Origin of the sequence: Azospirillum sp. RU38E, from assembly GCF_900188385.1 — a bacterium.
Taxonomy (GTDB): Bacteria; Pseudomonadota; Alphaproteobacteria; order Azospirillales; family Azospirillaceae; genus Niveispirillum.
Genome location: NZ_FZOI01000002.1, coordinates 315264 through 330778, shown reverse-complemented (window position 1 = coordinate 330778; position 15515 = coordinate 315264). Strand labels below are relative to the sequence as shown.

16 protein-coding genes are annotated in these 15515 nt (G+C 61.8%); 11 read left to right on the top strand and 5 right to left on the bottom strand.

What is annotated here, in order from left to right:
- Nucleotides 1-11: 11 nt before the first annotated feature.
- Both CHB97_RS06700 and CHB97_RS06695 read left to right on the top strand, forming a co-directional pair.
- Entirely contained in the window at nucleotides 12-644 is a 633-nt protein-coding gene (locus tag CHB97_RS06700) for a ParA family protein (RefSeq protein ID WP_089287178.1), read from the top strand.
- 262 nt (nucleotides 645-906) lie between these two features.
- A complete protein-coding gene (locus CHB97_RS06695; protein WP_160105623.1) occupies nucleotides 907-2280 on the top strand; it encodes a globin-coupled sensor protein in 1374 nt (457 codons plus the stop codon).
- Nucleotides 2281-2379: 99 nt separating this feature from the next.
- Here the strand turns inward: CHB97_RS06695 and CHB97_RS06690 are convergent, their stop codons facing one another.
- Nucleotides 2380-2610: a hypothetical protein gene (locus CHB97_RS06690; protein WP_089287176.1), complete on the bottom strand. Its 231-nt coding sequence runs from the start codon at nucleotides 2608-2610 to the stop codon at nucleotides 2380-2382.
- A 319-nt stretch (nucleotides 2611-2929) separates the two neighbouring features.
- On the opposite strand from CHB97_RS06690, the gene CHB97_RS06685 reads away from it, so the two are divergent.
- Nucleotides 2930-4858, top strand: coding sequence for an adenylate/guanylate cyclase domain-containing protein (locus CHB97_RS06685; RefSeq protein WP_089287175.1), 1929 nt, complete (start codon nucleotides 2930-2932; stop codon nucleotides 4856-4858).
- 18 nt (nucleotides 4859-4876) lie between these two features.
- On the opposite strand, the gene CHB97_RS06680 is transcribed toward CHB97_RS06685, so the two are convergent.
- Nucleotides 4877-5647, bottom strand: a complete 771-nt coding sequence (locus tag CHB97_RS06680; protein WP_089287174.1) for an inositol monophosphatase family protein — start codon at nucleotides 5645-5647, stop codon at nucleotides 4877-4879.
- 115 nt (nucleotides 5648-5762) lie between these two features.
- On the bottom strand, nucleotides 5763-6302 hold the full coding sequence (locus CHB97_RS06675) for a cytochrome c family protein (RefSeq protein ID WP_089287173.1): 540 nt from the start codon (nucleotides 6300-6302) through the stop codon (nucleotides 5763-5765).
- 171 nt (nucleotides 6303-6473) lie between these two features.
- Here CHB97_RS06675 and CHB97_RS06670 point away from each other — a divergent pair, with 171 nt between their 5' ends.
- The 8 genes from CHB97_RS06670 (at nucleotide 6474) to CHB97_RS06635 (ending at nucleotide 14443) form a co-directional block, all read left to right on the top strand.
- Nucleotides 6474-7238 (top strand): 3-deoxy-manno-octulosonate cytidylyltransferase, encoded by a 765-nt coding sequence (locus tag CHB97_RS06670; protein ID WP_089287317.1) that lies wholly within the window; start codon nucleotides 6474-6476, stop codon nucleotides 7236-7238.
- Nucleotides 7239-7273: 35 nt separating this feature from the next.
- Nucleotides 7274-8134, top strand: a complete 861-nt coding sequence (locus CHB97_RS06665) for a prephenate dehydratase (RefSeq protein ID WP_089287172.1) — start codon at nucleotides 7274-7276, stop codon at nucleotides 8132-8134.
- Nucleotides 8131-8544, top strand: coding sequence for a GNAT family N-acetyltransferase (locus CHB97_RS06660; protein ID WP_200819846.1), 414 nt, complete (start codon nucleotides 8131-8133; stop codon nucleotides 8542-8544). The genes CHB97_RS06665 and CHB97_RS06660 overlap by 4 nt, the downstream gene beginning before the upstream one ends.
- Before the next feature lie 170 nt (nucleotides 8545-8714).
- Nucleotides 8715-9104: a response regulator gene (locus CHB97_RS06655; RefSeq protein ID WP_089287171.1), complete on the top strand. Its 390-nt coding sequence runs from the start codon at nucleotides 8715-8717 to the stop codon at nucleotides 9102-9104.
- Between the two features lie 46 nt (nucleotides 9105-9150).
- Nucleotides 9151-11061: a response regulator gene (locus CHB97_RS06650; RefSeq protein WP_160105621.1), complete on the top strand. Its 1911-nt coding sequence runs from the start codon at nucleotides 9151-9153 to the stop codon at nucleotides 11059-11061.
- 120 nt (nucleotides 11062-11181) lie between these two features.
- A complete protein-coding gene (locus CHB97_RS06645) occupies nucleotides 11182-12024 on the top strand; it encodes a hypothetical protein (protein WP_089287169.1) in 843 nt (280 codons plus the stop codon).
- Nucleotides 12025-12028: 4 nt separating this feature from the next.
- The gene (locus CHB97_RS06640; RefSeq protein WP_089287168.1) at nucleotides 12029-12874 is read left to right on the top strand and encodes a hypothetical protein; all 846 of its coding nucleotides are present in this window, start codon (nucleotides 12029-12031) and stop codon (nucleotides 12872-12874) included.
- Nucleotides 12875-13036: 162 nt separating this feature from the next.
- Nucleotides 13037-14443 (top strand): ISNCY family transposase, encoded by a 1407-nt coding sequence (locus CHB97_RS06635; RefSeq protein ID WP_200819845.1) that lies wholly within the window; start codon nucleotides 13037-13039, stop codon nucleotides 14441-14443.
- Between the two features lie 204 nt (nucleotides 14444-14647).
- Here CHB97_RS06635 and CHB97_RS06630 read toward each other — a convergent pair whose 3' ends face one another.
- Nucleotides 14648-15004 (bottom strand): hypothetical protein, encoded by a 357-nt coding sequence (locus CHB97_RS06630; protein WP_143270747.1) that lies wholly within the window; start codon nucleotides 15002-15004, stop codon nucleotides 14648-14650.
- Entirely contained in the window at nucleotides 14985-15506 is a 522-nt protein-coding gene (locus tag CHB97_RS06625; protein ID WP_089287166.1) for a DUF3299 domain-containing protein, read from the bottom strand. The genes CHB97_RS06630 and CHB97_RS06625 overlap by 20 nt, the downstream gene beginning before the upstream one ends.
- Nucleotides 15507-15515: the final 9 nt, after the last annotated feature.

The window sequence follows — 15515 nt, the reverse complement described above, 5'->3', positions numbered from 1 at the left end:
GTTAACGAACGATGCTTACCGTTCTTGTCAGCAACATCAAGGGGGGCGTTGGCAAGACCACCATCTCCACCCATCTGGCGGCGGCCTTTGCCACGGGTGGCCATCACACCATCCTGGCGGAGATGGACAAGCAGAAATCGGCGCTGGGCTGGCTGAAGCGGCGGCCGGACACGGCTGCCCCCATTGTGGGAGAGGATTGGACAAAGGAACTGGGTGAGGTGCCGGCCAAACCGGGGCGTCTGGTGATCGACGTGCCGGCGGCCATGCGGCCCAAGGAGGTGGAGGAACTGGTGCGTATCGCCGATCTGGTGGTGCTGCCCCTGCTGCCGGGTGCTTTTGATGAGGCGGCGACCGCCCGTTTCCTGAAGAAACTGGATGAGCTGAAATCCATCCGCAAGAACAAGGTGCCGGTCGCCGTGGTCGGCAACCGGCTGCGTCCCCGTACCAAGGCGGCCGACAGGCTGGACCTTTTCCTGTCCGATATCGGCCATCAGGTGGCCGCACGGCTGCGCGACAGCCAGCTTTATCCCGATCTGGCATCGGAAGGATTGAGCCTGTTCGACATCAAGACCAAGCGGGTTGCCGATGCCAAGGCGGATTGGGCGCCGCTGCTCGCCTTTATCGAGAATGTTGGGCGCGGCTGAGTCGCGGCTTACAAACTCATACTATTGGAAACAGGCAGGTGATTTCCCTTTCAAAGCGTGCTTTGGCCGCCGATCCGATAGCCAGCGCCAATTAATCCGCAAACAGTTTTCCCCGCCTGCTGTTCATTGAATGGCTAAAGGCAGAGAAATCCATTGCCAGTCCCGATCCAGACGATAAGGTCTGCAAATCATTGCGTGTACACGCAGAATGAAGATCGGGTCCGGCTTCCATGCTGGATTTCTGGCAACAGGGGGCAGGGGGATGCAGGATCAGGGGCAGGAACGGGCAGAGAGATTACGCTTTCTGGGTATTGATACCGCGACCTGCGGGATTTTGGCCGGAGTGAAGGCGGATATTGCCAAGGTGCTGCCCGGCATCATCGATGCCTTTTATGCCGATCTTCGCGCCTGGCCCACCATGTCCCGGATGTTCCGGGACGATAGCGCGATGAACCATGCCAAACAGAAGCAGCTGAAACATTGGCTGAACCTGTTTTCCGGCGATTTCGGTCCCAGCTATTTTGACAGCGTGCGCGCCATCGGGCGGGTTCACAGTACCCTGGGGCTGGAGCCGCGCTGGTACCTGGGCGGTTACGCCCTGACGCTTTCCCGCCTCTACGCGGCCTTGTTGAACAACCATTCGCCCCGCGGCTGGTTTCCGTTCTTCCGGCGTCAGAATGCGACAGCGGCGCATCTGGCAGAGGTGATGCGGGCGGTCAATTTGGCGGTGATGCTGGATATGGATCTGGTGATCAGCACCTATCTGGAAGAAAATGCTGAACGCCATAACCGCCGGCTGCAGGAAATCGCCGGGGAGTTGGACGCCCATGTCCGGTCCATGGTGGATGGTGTAGCCGCCGCCGCCGCGCGGCTGGACAGCAATGCCCGCGCCATGAAGCACACGGCGGATGAAACCAGCAACCGCGCCGCCCTGGCGGGGGATGCGGTCGGACAGGCCAGCGACAATGTCAATCATGTCGCCACCGCCTCTGAGCAGTTGAACGGCGCCATTCACGAGATTTCTGCCCAGGTCGTGCAGTCAACCCAGGTCGCCCGCGCCGCCGTGGATGAGGTGGGGACGGTGGACAGCAGTATGCAGGAACTGGCTGACGCCGCCACCCGCATCAACCAGGTGGTTGACCTGATCAATGAGATTGCCAGCCAGACCAACCTACTGGCACTCAACGCAACCATTGAGGCAGCACGCGCCGGGGAAGCCGGCAAAGGCTTTGCCGTCGTGGCAGGTGAGGTCAAGCAACTGGCCCAGCAGACGGCCAGGGCCACCGAAGATATCGTGCGCCAGGTGGGGGAGATGCAGAACCGCATGGCCAGCGCCATGGATGCGATCAATGCCATTGAGCATACGATCCGCGACATGGACCATATTGCTGGCACCATTGCGGCGGCGGTGGAACAGCAGGGGGCTGCCACGCAGGAGATTACGCGTAACGTTCGGCACGCGGCTTCCGCGACCGCCACAGTGGCCAGCAATGTCACCGGGGTGACCACGGCCTCGCGCATCGTCGGGCAAACCGCAGATGAATTGACATCGTCATCGACTGAACTGAGCCGACAGGCAGAAGCATTGCGGTCCGGTGTGCAGCGGTTGATCCATCAGTTGACAAAGTCAGCCTGACGTAACGTCCTGGGTGATGATTGAGCACAATCTGCCCTGAAGGTGTCTAATCTCAAATGACGGACGGGGACGCCAAAAATTTGGCGTCCCCGCTTTTGTTCAGGCAGCATGAACGTTGATGAAGATCGCCATCGCCGGATACGCAACTTCCAGCGTGGCATTCAAATTAGGGATGCCACCGGGGCCCTGGATATTGTACTTGCCCGGGGGCTGAGGCACGGGGGAGCTGGTGGCAAAGACCGTCAGCGTCGTTCCCGACAGGGTGGCGGATTCGGCAGTGCACTTGAAGTTATTATCAATGCCAGTGATCGTCACAGGATGAAAATACATCGTCGTTCTCCGTTTTCAGATAGAGGCCGCTCCCTTGAGTTTTCCTCAATTTAAGAGCGAATTCAGGGTAGTTCATATGAATGAAATTACAATCAAAAAGGGCGTAAACCACAATTGATAACAATTTATGGGCATTGTTGGCTAAGGGGAGGAGCCGGGGCCGTGGCCACCGATCTGCCCGGCAAGCCACGCCTATCAGAGGATTTTTCAGCTTTTGCATTGAAGAGATGATTTGCAAATGACGGTAAGGTGCGTGTGATTTAACCAGTTCGCCCTTGCTGGAGATCCGGGAGTGACAGCAATATTGGTACGCCGTTGGATGGTGATCCTTGGCCTGACACTCGCTGCCACGCTGGTGCCCGTGGCCCTGGGGCGTTTCATGCCTTTTCTGGCATCGCTGGAAACTTGGCTGGCGGATTTCCGTGTCGCCACCCTGTTACCAGCAGAACCGCAACAGCCGGATATCGTCTTCGTCGCCATCAATGAGGAGACGGTGACCCGTTTTCCCTATCGTTCCCCGGTTGATCGGGATTTTCTGGCCGACCTGTTGCTGACTCTGGAACAGAAGGGCGCGCGGGCCATCTTTTTCGATATCCTGCTGGATACACCGACAGAGCCGGCCAAGGATGCGCGGCTGAAACAGGTGATGGCGGGTTTGCACGTTCCGCTGGTGGCCAGCTATGGCAGCCAAAGGGAGGGGTTGACGGCCGCCCAGGCCGCCTTTCTGGATGATTTTCTGCCGCCCCCCCTGCGCGGGGCGGCCAATCTGGAAAAGGACCCCTATGATGGCATTGTCCGCACCATCTATGCTGGCAAGCCGAACCCGGCGGATGACAAGGCCCCGCCGGTGGCCCTGGCGCTGCTGGACAAGCTGGGGCTGAAGCCGGCACTGCAACCGGGCACGCCGGTGGCATGGCATGGCCGCCCGGACAGCGCCACCGCCCCTTTCCGGACCTTCGCCGCCCAGACGGTGCCGGTGCTGCCCGCCGGCTGGTTCAAGAACAAGATCGTGGTGGTGGGCGCTGATCTTTCCGATATGGATCGGCACGCCACCCCCTTCCGCGCTGCGGCCGATCCAGGGCAGGCGACGATGCCGGGGCCGTTGATCCATGCCCATATGATCGCGCAATTGCTTGAAGGGCGGCAGCCGCCCATTCAGGGGATGGGAATTGCCCTGCTGGCAAGCTTGGCCGCCGCCCTGGCCGGCACGCTGCTGGGCCGGCTGGATGTCGCGCTGTGGATGCGGATGGGGCTGTCGCTGCTGGTGCTGGCCGGCATCTGGCTGGTAGCGCTGCTGTTATTCCGCCATGCCAACATGATGGTGCCGATCATCGCCCCGTCATTGGGTTTTGGCTTGGCCCTGTGGCTGGCCGATCTTCATGCCGGCCGGCAGGAGCGGGAACAGAAGAAATTCATCCAGGCGGCCTTTTCCAAATATCTCTCACCGGCTTTGCTGGATGACATCCTGAAGGATCCCTCCAAGCTGCAGCTGGACCCGAAGCGCCGCGACCTCTCCTATATTTTCACCGATGTTGCCGGTTTCACCACCATTTCGGAGAGCATGGATGCGGTGGCGCTGTCCGATGTGATGAACCGCTATCTGGATGGGATGGTGAATATCGTGTTCCGCCATGGCGGCACGGTGGATAAATTCATCGGCGATGCGGTGTTTGCCCTGTTCAATGCGCCGCGTGATCAACAGGATCACACCAGCCGCGCCGTGGCCTGTGCCCTGGAACTGGATGCCTTCGCGCAATCCTTCCTGGAGGCAGAAATCGCGGCTGGTCGGGCCTTTGGCATCACCCGCATCGGCGTCCATGCGGGTCCGGCCAGCGTGGGGAATTTCGGCGCAGAGGCGCGGTTTGAATATACCGCCCTGGGCGATGCGGTGAATACCGCCGCCCGGCTGGAGGGGCTGAACAAATATTTCGGCACCCGGGTGGCGATGAGCGGCGTGGCGGCGGACCGCTGCCCCAACATTCCGCGCCGGCCCATCGGCCAGATCGTGCTGAAGGGCAAGACGGAACCAATTGCCGTGTTCCAGCCGCTTTCCCTGCCCCAGGCGCAGACAGCCCTGATTCGGCGTTACCAGCAGGCCTATGCGCTGATGGAAGCTGGCGATCCGGCAGCCTTGGAAGCCTTTGCCGCGCTGGCGGCGGATGCGCCGGAGGATGGCCCCACCGCGCTGCATCTGGCCCGGCTGCAGCGCGGGGAGGTGGGGGATAAGGTGGTGATGGGGGACAAATGAGCCTTAGAAAGGGGCCTCTCAGCCCCGCCGTCCGATCATTTCCAGCACTTTGGCGTGCAGGCTAGGATCACCGGCGGCGGCAACGTTGCCGCTGGTGCCCAGGCGCAGCGGCTGGCCTTCCCAATCGGTGATGACGCCGCCGGCCCCTTCGATGACCGCAACCAGGGCCGCCCAGTCATAGGGCTGTAAGCCCGCTTCCACCATCAGGTCGATGAAGCCGGCGGCCAGCAGGCCGAAGGCATAGGCATCGCCGCCCCAGACCATGTAACGGCTGGCCGCTTCGGTCAGGCGGAACTCCGCATGGGCAAAGGGCATGGTGGCTGCCTGTGTGGCCAGCGCGATATCGGGACAGGGGCGGGTGCGAATCGGCTGACCGTTCAGCGTCGTGGGCTGCCCCTTCACACCCAGCCAGCGGTCCCCGATCACCGGCTGGTCGATGATGCCCAACACCGGCACCCCCCGGTGCAGCAGAGCGATCAGGGTGGTGAAAAGCGGCCGGCCGGTGATGAAGGATTTCGTGCCATCAATCGGGTCGATCACCCAGACATATTCGGCATTGAGATGGCTGCTGCCATGCTCTTCCCCCAGGATGCCATCCTGCGGCCGTTCCTGCACCAGGATGGCGCGGATAGCGGTTTCAACCTCCCGGTCGGCAATGGTCACGGGCGAGGCATCGGCCTTCACATCCACCGCAACCGGCGTGCGGTAATGCCGGCGGGCAACGGCCCCGGCGGCATCGGCGCAGCGGATCGCCAGTTCGACAAAGGGGGCAAGATTGATGGCAGACATCAGGGCAACTCCAGACCGAAGATCACAGGCGTGCGCGCCGGTGGCGATATCCAAATAAAAAAGGGGGCGGCCGTTAGGCCACCCCCTCCCTAGCATATTCCGGACGCTTTGCCGATTACGGCAGCGGCACCGGGCTGTCAGCCAGCGTGCGCAGATAGGCGATCACGGCTGCGCGATCTTCCACCTTCTTCAGGCCGGCAAAGTTCATCTTCGTGCCCGGCACACCGACCTTCGGGTTGGCCAGGAACTTGTTCAGATGCTCATAATCCCAAGAACCTTCCTGCGACTTCATGGCATCGGAATAGGCGAAGCCTTCGGCATGGGCGTGCTTGTTGCCGACAATGCCCCACAGATTCGGGCCGACCTTGTTGGCGCCGCCCTTTTCGAAGCTGTGGCAGGCCGCGCAAGCCTTAGTCAGCTTCTGCCCCGCAGCCGGATCAGCAGCCGCCAGAAGCGGCGACACCGGATCGGGTTCCGCCGGGGCGGCGGGCGCATCCGTCGGCGCGGCAGAGCCACCCTGCACTTCCACCTTATAGGCGCGCTCGGTCGGATAAGTCGGGTGCATCAGCTTCTTGGAAAAGAAGCCGGCGAACAGGGCAACGAGCGTTGCCGTCAGGATCGCCATGAAAATCTTATTGAAGGTGCTGCCAGCCATCAGTCCTAATCCCTTGGGTACCCTGGGCGCGGGCACAATAACGCCAATAGGCGGGCACGTCCATGCCCGCCTGACAGGCAAACCATGCGCGATGTTTAACGCAGGACAGGCGGTCGCACATGGTGTTTCCGCCTTGACCCGGGGGACCAAATGTCGCACGGACAGATCATCATGACGCAAGCACCGAAAAATGCCCTGCCGGGCAATCCTCTGGTGGTGGTCCCGGCCCGCCTCGCTTCCACGCGGCTGCCCAACAAGCCGTTGGCCGATATTCATGGCCTGCCGATGATCGTGCATGTCTGGCGCCGCGCGGCAGAGGCCGGTATCGGCCCCGTGGTGGTGGCGGCTGCCGAACAGGCCATCGTCGATGCGGTGGAATCGGCCGGTGGCCGTGCCGTACTGACCGACCCGGACCATCCGTCCGGGTCTGACCGTATCTGGGAGGCGGTGTGCAAGGTCGATCCTGACGGCCAGCATGATGCCATCGTCAATGTGCAGGGTGACCTGCCCACCATTGAACCGGCGGCGGTGCGGGCGGTTTTCGGCCCCCTGGCCGATGCGCAGACGGATATCGCTACGCTGGGCGTCGTCATCCGCGATCCGGCGGAGCGGACCAATCCCAATGTGGTGAAGGCGGTTGTGGAACTGCCGCCCGGCGGCCTGTCTGGCCGCGCGCTTTATTTCACCCGCGCCACCGCCCCCTGGGGGGACGGGCCGCTGTTCCACCATATCGGCCTTTACGCCTATCGCCGCGCCGCTTTGCAACGATTCGTCAGCCTGCCGCCGGCAGAGCTGGAGAAGCGGGAAAAGCTGGAGCAATTGCGGGCGCTGGCCAATGGCATGACCATCCGTCTGGCCGTGGTGGATACCGTGCCGCTGGGGGTGGACACGGCCGAGGATCTGGAAAAGGCCCGCCGGATGTTAGCCCCCGTTTAAGAGAATCAACCGCAGCAAAGAAGATTTTAATCGCCATGCCCGCCACGACCATCGCCTATCAGGGTGCCCCCGGCGCCAATTCCGACCTTGCCTGCCGCAGTGTCTTTCCGGAGATGACCTCGCTGCCCTGCGCATCCTTTGAGGACGCGTTCGCGGCAGTGCATGAGGGGCGCGCAAGGCTGGCGATGATCCCGGTGGAAAATTCCGTAGCCGGACGGGTGGCGGATATCCACCACCTGCTGCCGCGCGGTGGTCTGCACATTATCGGCGAACATTACCAGCGCGTGGTGCATTGCCTGGTGGCCCCCAAGGGGGCGACGATGGAGGGGCTGCGGGAGGTGCACTCCCACATCCAGGCCCTGTCGCAATGCCGCACCTATCTGCGTGAACGCGGCCTGGCCCCCGTCAGCCATGCCGATACGGCCGGGGCGGCGGCTGACGTGGCCAAGTGGAACGATCCGGGTATCGCCGCCATCGCATCCGATCTGGCGGCGGAAATCTATGGGCTGACGATTCTGGCCAAGGGCATCGAGGATGCCGCCCATAATACCACCCGCTTCCTGGTGCTGGCCAAGGAACCGGTGACGCCGCCCGTTGGCAGCGATACGGTGACCAGCCTGCTGTTCCGCGTGCGCTCGGTTCCGGCCGCACTCTATAAGGCCCTGGGGGGGTTCGCCACCAATGGGGTGAATATCACCAAGCTGGAAAGCTATCTGGTGGATGGCCGCTTCGTTGCCGCCCAGTTCTATGCCGATGTCGAAGGCCATCCCGACGAACGACCTTTGAAACTGGCCATGGAAGAGTTGGATTTTTTTGCGCGTGAAGTGAAGATCCTCGGCGTCTATCCGGCCCACCCGTTCCGTCGGGCGGCCAATCAACAGGAAGGCCAGGATTGACGGCTGTTTCCTATCAATTGGTGGCGCAGGTGGTGGGGGCGGAGGATTGCTGCCGCCTGCGCCATATTGCCGGCATGTCGCGCCGCGATGTGGCGGCGGCGCGCATCGGCCTCGCCAACAGCTATTTCGGTGTGCATGTCCGCCATGGCGCCGACATTGTCGGCATGGGTCGCATCATTGGCGATGGTGCCTGTTGTTTCCAGATTTGCGATATCGCCGTTGATCCGGCGCATCAGGGCAGGGGGCTGGGCAAGCAGATCATGGCAGCCCTGATGGCGCATCTGCGGGCCCATGCGCCGGCCGGTGCCTATGTCAGCCTGATCGCCGATGGCGACGCCCGCTTTCTATATGCTCAGTTCGGTTTTGCCCCAACGGCACCCGCCTCCATCGGTATGGCGCTGAACCTTTGACCGGGGACGGTGTTACCTGATGGCAAATCTCCCGGCGGGTGGGCTGGCTGCCAGCTGTCCTAAACCTATATCTTTCGGGATAAGGCACAACGCTTAACGAAATCAGACACCAACCGCCTTAAATTGTTTTTAGGGCAGGGGTGCCCAAGGCAAGCCAGGGATAAGCCGTGATGCCGCAGGGCCAGGGAAAGAATATTCTGATCGTTGAGGATGAGTTTCTGATCGCCATCCATGCGGCCGAAGTGATGGAAGGGTTGGGATTCTGCGTGGTCGGACCGGTCGCCACCATTGAACAAGCCCTGGAACTGTTGCGGGAGGGGGCATTTGACGGGGCGATTCTTGACGTCAACCTTTCCGGCACCCTGGTCTTTCCGGTTGCCGAGGCGCTGGTTGATCGGGGTATCCCCTTCATTTTGACCAGCGGATATGAGGCCACTGGCCTGCCGGAACGCTGGCGCGATCGCCCCCATCTGCGCAAGCCGGTGATTGAACGCGATCTGGCGCGATTGGCCGGACATGTCTTCACCGCTGACACGGCCATGGTTGCTGCGAATGCCTGATGATGGCGCCGGCCCGTCGCTGGCGGAGCCTGAAAGGGCAGACAAGATGACAAGACAACGTATCCTGCTGGTGGAAGACAGTCCGACGCAGGCCCTGCGGCTGTTGTTTCTGCTGGAGGAGCAGGGATACGAGGTGGAACATGTGGAAAGCGCCGAAGAGGCGCTGCGCGTGCTGAATCGGACGGTCCCGCATCTGCTGATCGTCGACCATCATCTGCCGGGACTACAGGGGGCGGACCTGTGTCGACAGGTCCGTTTGCATGTCGCCACCCTTTCCATGCCCATCCTGGTCCTGACAGCGGATGAAACACCGGCCCGCCAGCGGGAGGGGTTGGATAGCGGGGCCGATGATTTCCTGCCGAAATCCACCGATCCGGCCGTGTTGATGCTGCGCGTGCGCAACCTGTTGCGCCATGCCCGCCGGGATGCCGATGTGGATGTCTTGCCACAGACGGTGTTCCGCCAACCCCGCGCGCTGCTGGCTGGCTTCAACGCCGACGATGCCCGCGAGCTGCAGGCCCTGCTGCTGGAAGAGGGCTGTCTGGTACAGCGCGCCAGCGATGCGGAAACGGCGCAGCGCCTGCAGGAACAGATGCCGATGGATGGCATCCTGCTGGCCGAACGGTTACCCGGGTGCGGCTGGCTGGATTTTGCCCGCCAGGTGATCGGCGGCTCGCAACTGCCACCCGCCATCATCCTGGTGATGCGGGATGTCGCCGGCGGCCAGCTGACGCAGGAGATGCTGGAAGCCGGTATCAGCGACATTTATGTGCAGGGCGCTCCGCTGGCACCGCTGCGCGCCCGGCTGCGCGCCATCATGCGGCGGCGATTTCTGGAGGAACAGAACCGCCGCCTGCTGGCCGATTTCCGGGAACGGGAAGGCCGGGCACTGATGCTGGAGGCAGAGCGCAATGCCGCCCAGGCCCGCGCTGCCCTGGCCGACCAGCTGGCCTTTGCCAATAAACGGCTGGCCGATCAGGCCCTGATCACCAGCACCATCACCCGCAATGTGCGCACCGGTCTGATCCTGACCGATGCGGCGGGTGCCATCACCTATATCAATCCACCGGCCCAGTCGCTGCTGGGGCAGGCGCCAATAGATGCCGACCGGCATTGCCTGTTTGCCCGCTTAGGCGTGGAACTGACTGACGGTCAGCTGCCCGGCGAAATCACCGACCGTTCCGCCATGCTGACGGCTCCGGATGGGCGGAATGTGCCGGTGCTGTTTTCTGTCACCCCCCTGCCAAGCGGCGGGCTGGAGGGCGAGGGGGAGACGGCAGCCCCCTTCGGTGCGGTGGTACAGATCATCGACGTCACGGAACGGCGCCAGGCAGAGGAGCGACAGGCCCTGCTGATGGCGGAATTGTCCCACCGGGTGAAGAATACCTTGGCCACCGTGCTGTCCATTGGCGCGCAGACGCGCCGCCGCCACACAACCATTGACGGATTCTGGTCGTCGTTTGAGGGACGTCTGCGCGCCCTGTCGGAAACCCATAACCTGCTGGCCGAGCATTTTTGGGAATGGGTACAGTTGCGGGAAGTCATCGGGCATGAGGTGACCCCCTATGCCCAGACCCCGCAGGATGTGATGCTGGACGGGCCGGCCATTGAACTACGCCCCCGCGCGGCGCTGGCCCTGGCGCTGGTTTTCCATGAACTGGCAACCAATGCCGCGAAATATGGTGCCTTCCTGAAGGCGGAAGGGCGGCTGCAAGTGACCTGGAGCCTGGGGCAGAAGGAGGGCGGTACGCCGGTCATTCTGCTGGAATGGCGGGAAATTGGCGGGCCGCCCATCAGCCCGCCATCACAGAACGGCTTTGGCTCCACCCTGATCCGCCAGAGCATCGCCTATGAATTGCGCGGTAAATCCAGCCTGGATTTCCCGCCTGATGGGTTGCGCTGCCATTTGGAAATTCCGCTGGGGCCGGATTTGCGGGTGATCGGGCCGGCTGGCTGACCCCGCCAGCCGATGGCGTTTTCCCATAGCCCCTTCCATAAACAGCATAGAAATTGGCGGGCAGAGACAGGCGAGCCTATGTTAGGTTCGCCAGCATGGGGGAACGGAAAGAATAACGTGATGCAATCGTTCGATGCCCGACAGGTGGTGATAGATGCGTTCGTCGCGCGCCTGCTGGACGGCTTTCACCGGGTCTATGGCCATCTCTACCCGGAACACACCAACGCCTTGTCAACGACGGCGGTGCTGGCCATGGAAGCGCTGGTGAATTCCACCGCCCCCTACCATGATTACGAACATTCCATCATGGTCACCATGGTGGGGCAGGAGATTGTTCACGGCAAAATGCTGCGGGAGGGAAATGTCACCCCCACCGAATGGGTGAATTATCTGGTGGCCCTGCTGTGCCACGATATCGGTTATCTGCAGGGGGTGTGCCCCGGCGACCGGGGGGCGGTGGCTGTGATTAATGCGGAGGGCGATACGGTGACGGTGCCGCCCGGTATGACCGACGCCTATCTGACCCCCTATCATGTGGAGCGGGGAAAGCTGTTTGTCGGCTGGCGCTTTAAGGATGACCGCATCATTGATTGCGATTTTGTCTGCACCTGCATTGAAAATACGCGCTTTCCCGTGCCCGATCATGGGGAAAAGGCGCTGGAAAGCTGGCCGGGGCTGGTTTCCGCCGCCGACCTGATCGGCCAGATGGCCGACCCCGATTATCTGCGCAAACTACCCGCCCTTTATCAGGAATTTGAGGAGATCGGTGCCAATGCGCGCATGGGGAACAAATCCCCCGCCGATCTGCGCCGCACCTATCCGGCCTTCTTCTGGAACCATGTCCACCATCATATTCTGGGGGGCTTGTCCTATCTGGAGGTGACGCTGGAAGGGCGTAAATGGATTTCCAGCCTGATGTCGCACGTCTTCGTGCAGGAACATACGGCCAAGGGCAGGGGGTAAATCCATGTTCCGTCCAGCCGATATCGTGATTGAGAAGCTGTTGTGCCGCCTGTCGGAAAGCTATGCAGAGCTGTTTCCGCTGGCACCGGCGGAATATCGGGCCGCCTTGCTGCGGGCCTGCCGCATCGGGGCCACCCATGCCGCCCGCACCGACGCGCTTTACCATAATCTGGACCATACGGTTCAGGTGGTCTGCGTCGGTGTGGAGATGCTGAAGGGCAAGATGCTGCGCGACGGCGATCTGGACGCGCATGAGGCCATGCATTTCATCGCCGCCCTGCTGCTGTTCGCCATCGGCTTCAACCGCCGGCTTTTGCCGGGTGATCAGGCGGATCGGGTGGTGATCCAGCCCGATGGCACCAGCGTGGAACTGCCCGATGGGGCAACGGACGCGTTCCTGCGCCCCTATGCGCCTGAACGCGGCATGATGTTCGTGCGGGCGCATTTCGCCGACAGTGCGATCCTGGATGCCGATCTGCTGGCCGATTACATTGATTACACACGCTTTCCGCCATGCCCGGATCATCAGACGGACCTGACCGGCTTTCGCGGCCTGGTGCGGGCGGCCCGCCTGATCGGCATGGTCTCCGATCCTTATTTCATGAAAAAGCTGAAACCCCTGACGCAGGAGTTCCAGGAATCCGGGATGCTCGGCCAGCTGGGCGTGGCCGATGTGGTGGAGTTCCGGGCCAACTATGTCCAACTGTTCTGGAACACCCTGAACCCGCTGATCTGCGAAGGCATGGAACTGCTGGATTTCACCAATGACGGCCGCGACCGTCTGGCTTCCATGCGCCTGCATCTGCTGCGCGAAGAGCATCTGAGCGCGATCCACCGCCGACCGGCCTGATATTTTGCGGAAATATGCTGCGTGTCATTCTGTGATTTGACAATATTTTCCATAAGATAACTTATTGATAATTTTTGTGTAGGCGCAAAGTTAAAATGTCAGTCCTGAGCAAGATAGAAATGTCAGTCTCTGGATCGGTTTTGGCCGGTTTTGGGGGCTGTTATGGGCTGGCTGATGATGAGCGATCGGGATGTCCGGCGTGTTGAGGTACTGGCAGAAATCGAGAGTGGTCAGCTTAAGGTTTCGGACGCCTCTGGGATATTGGGTTTGAGTGAGCGTCAGGTATGGCGTCTTCTGGATCGGTATCGATGCGATGGCGGTGGCGGGATTGTCCATCGAGGCCGGGGCCGACCGTCGAACCACCAGATTTCAAAGGGGGTTCGCGAGCTGGCGCTGGAGCTGGTTCGTCTGCATTACCATGATTTTGGGCCGACATTGGCAGCGGAGAAGCTTGCCGAACGGCATGGTCTTACGGTGTCGCGGGAGACGCTGCGGCACTGGATGGCGGAGGCCGGTCTCTGGCGCACAAAGGCCCAGCGGCGTCAATTTCACCGCCCTCGCCTTCGGCGGCAATGCCTGGGTGAGTTGGTACAGATTGATGGGAGCGAGCATCGTTGGTTTGAGGACCGCGGGCCGCCCTGCACCTTGCTGGTGTTTGTGGATGACGCGACGGGACGGCTGATGGCGCTGCGGTTTGTGGTCTCGGAGAGTACCTTCAGCTATTTCGAGATTTTGGCGGCCTATCTGCGCGACCATGGGCGTCCATTGGCTTTTTATTCGGACAAGCACACAGTTTTCCGGGTGGCCCGCAAGGATGCCAAGGGCGGCCAGGGGATGACGCAGTTTGGCCGGGCACTGGCGGAACTGGGGATTGAGATTCTGTGTGCGAACTCCAGCCAGGCCAAGGGCCGGGTAGAGCGGGCGAACCGGACTTTGCAGGACCGGCTGGTCAAGGAACTGCGCCTGGCGGGAATAGACAGCCTGGAGGCTGGCAATGCGCTTCTGCCGGGTTTCATGGCTCAGTTCAATGAACGGTTCGCGGTGGCCCCTGCCAGCGCCGACGACATGCACCGGCCATTGACGATAGACGATGGGCGGTTACAGGACATTCTGTGTGTTCGCGAGCGTCGATATGTCGGTCGGCAACTGACATTGTCGTATGAACGCCAGCGGGTGATGCTGGTGGAGAATGAGGTTACACGGGGTTTGGCAGGGCAATACGTCGATAGCTACGCCTTTGCTGATGGCCGGTTGGAGTTTCGCTGGCAGGGTTGTGCCCTGCCCTACACGATTTTTGACAAGAACCAGCGCGTGATGCAGGCCGAGATCGTGGAGAACAAGCGGTTGTCGGAGGTCCTGGCTTATGTGAAGCAGATGCAGGACGCGATGCCGGCACCAACGGTCAAGAGCATCAGCGAACGCAACCACTACGAAAAGCGCGGAGGCAAGCGGCGCGGTCGGCCCGGAGCGGCGGACAAACATGCGGCGGCCAAGGCAAAACCGGCAAATGTTGGGGTGGGCCGGTCCACTGCGCCTACGGCTCCGTTACCCGGCCCACCCCAACACTGACATTTCTACTTTGCTCAGAACACTGACAGTTCAATTCTGTTGAAACATGTAGGCGGGTGGATTCAATTTTGACGTGCGACTCTCTTTTATAATCATACCAATCCGCCGAGGGTTTGACCCTTGGCCGATTGGAGGCCGGCGACTGGAAGCCGAGCCGGAGGACGCAACACCGCCGGGTGTCGGTGGAGGAAACGCACAGAGCCATCAATGGCAGTAAAAACTGCCATCCGGGTTGGGGTGACAGCATTGCAGCCCGGCGCTCTGCGTTGCCATGCGGGCTCGGTAAAGCTCCATTGCACGCTGGCGCAATTCCCCCGGCTTGGTCTGGGGGTTGGCGGCAGCGGCGGCCGCTTCCTCCTCCGCACGTTTGGCGGCGGCTTCCGCCTCTTGCACCCGTCTGGCGGCGGCCTCCAGGTCTGGCATCCCGCAATCCATATTCTCATACATCTTGCCGCAACCGATTTCCTGCGCCGCCGCCGGCAGCGCCATGCCAGCCGTCAAGGCCAGGATCAGGGCGGCACCGGCCAGCAGGGGCAAACGGTCAGGACGTGGGCACGACACGGGCATTCTCCAGATGGTAATAGATGCCGTTCTCATCCTCTGCCGACAGGCGTAGGGTGCCTTCCAGCTTGATCTGCTCCAGGGTGGCCGGCACCGCATCGGTGGCATCCACCTGGATCAGATCGGCCGGGCCCGGCGGCGGGCAGAAGGGACAGGACGGCGCCAACGACGATAACAAAAACTTGCGGCTTTTGTCCGCCGTATCCAACGGCAGGAAGAAACCCGCCACGGTGAAAGGCTTGCCATCCAGGGCCGCCACGTCCTTGCCGAACAGGGCCACCGGGCGGGAGACCTGTTTGATGATCTTATCCACCTCCCGCACATTGGCGATGCGGTCCCAACCCAGCGTGGCGCGGGGGATGGCGCCCGGCTGGTTGGCATCACTCGCCTTGGCGGCCAAGTTGGGGTCTTTCACCTCTTTGAAGGCCGACGCCGTGCCGGCACCGGCCAGCATTAACAGCCCGCCCAGGGCCAACCCCGCCCAACGCTTGCATCCAGCCATAACCTGCAC

What these genes read in the sequence shown, in the direction of transcription:
- CHB97_RS06700 (WP_089287178.1), top strand. Translation starts at nt 12, where the DNA reads ATGCTTACCGTTCTTGTCAGCAACATCAAGGGGGGCGTTGGCAAGACC.
- CHB97_RS06695 (WP_160105623.1), top strand. Translation starts at nt 907, where the DNA reads ATGCAGGATCAGGGGCAGGAACGGGCAGAGAGATTACGCTTTCTGGGT.
- CHB97_RS06690 (WP_089287176.1), bottom strand. Translation starts at nt 2,610, where the DNA reads ATGTATTTTCATCCTGTGACGATCACTGGCATTGATAATAACTTCAAG.
- CHB97_RS06685 (WP_089287175.1), top strand. Translation starts at nt 2,930, where the DNA reads ATGGTGATCCTTGGCCTGACACTCGCTGCCACGCTGGTGCCCGTGGCC.
- CHB97_RS06680 (WP_089287174.1), bottom strand. Translation starts at nt 5,647, where the DNA reads ATGTCTGCCATCAATCTTGCCCCCTTTGTCGAACTGGCGATCCGCTGC.
- CHB97_RS06675 (WP_089287173.1), bottom strand. Translation starts at nt 6,302, where the DNA reads ATGGCTGGCAGCACCTTCAATAAGATTTTCATGGCGATCCTGACGGCA.
- CHB97_RS06670 (WP_089287317.1), top strand. Translation starts at nt 6,474, where the DNA reads ATGACGCAAGCACCGAAAAATGCCCTGCCGGGCAATCCTCTGGTGGTG.
- CHB97_RS06665 (WP_089287172.1), top strand. Translation starts at nt 7,274, where the DNA reads ATGCCCGCCACGACCATCGCCTATCAGGGTGCCCCCGGCGCCAATTCC.
- CHB97_RS06655 (WP_089287171.1), top strand. Translation starts at nt 8,715, where the DNA reads ATGCCGCAGGGCCAGGGAAAGAATATTCTGATCGTTGAGGATGAGTTT.
- CHB97_RS06650 (WP_160105621.1), top strand. Translation starts at nt 9,151, where the DNA reads ATGACAAGACAACGTATCCTGCTGGTGGAAGACAGTCCGACGCAGGCC.
- CHB97_RS06645 (WP_089287169.1), top strand. Translation starts at nt 11,182, where the DNA reads ATGCAATCGTTCGATGCCCGACAGGTGGTGATAGATGCGTTCGTCGCG.
- CHB97_RS06640 (WP_089287168.1), top strand. Translation starts at nt 12,029, where the DNA reads ATGTTCCGTCCAGCCGATATCGTGATTGAGAAGCTGTTGTGCCGCCTG.
- CHB97_RS06635 (WP_200819845.1), top strand. Translation starts at nt 13,037, where the DNA reads ATGGGCTGGCTGATGATGAGCGATCGGGATGTCCGGCGTGTTGAGGTA.
- CHB97_RS06625 (WP_089287166.1), bottom strand. Translation starts at nt 15,506, where the DNA reads ATGGCTGGATGCAAGCGTTGGGCGGGGTTGGCCCTGGGCGGGCTGTTA.